This is a genomic window from Mesorhizobium sp. M8A.F.Ca.ET.165.01.1.1 (assembly GCF_004792065.1).
In the GTDB taxonomy this organism is placed as follows: domain Bacteria; phylum Pseudomonadota; class Alphaproteobacteria; order Rhizobiales; family Rhizobiaceae; genus Mesorhizobium.
Genome location: NZ_SRTH01000128.1, coordinates 1 through 350 on the forward strand (window position 1 = coordinate 1; position 350 = coordinate 350).

The 350-nt window shown below is 61.1% G+C and carries 1 protein-coding gene; it reads right to left on the minus strand.

Going from position 1 to position 350, the window contains the following annotated elements; all coding sequences use genetic code 11:
* The coding region (locus tag EN808_RS35410; protein WP_135918238.1) for a histidine phosphatase family protein at window positions 1-315 on the minus strand (315 nt) is incomplete at its 3' end.
* Window positions 316-350 lie beyond the last annotated feature (35 nt).

Here is a 350-nt window from a genome sequence, read left to right on the forward strand (position 1 = left end):
GTTTGGATTGGCGAAGAACTGGTCGGCGACCGCCTCGAATTCCGGAGGCGGCAGGAAGTCGGTTGCCGAGCGGTCATTCTCATGCATGCGCTCCCTCACCTCTACGGTCAGGTTAAGGCGCCCGGCGAGCACCTCGGCAGTTTCGATGGCCTTGCGTTCGCCCGATGGGACGATGCACCGGATCGATCCGACCCATGGCTGGTCGAGCATCGCGTTCGCTCTCGCGCGGCCGAGCTCGGACAAACCCCACTCCGATACGGGAATATCGGCGTCGATCTGAACCTGGGGATGAGTGATATAGTATGCAATCGACAAGACCGCGGTTTCCCACCAGTGGAGCCGAAGCTCAA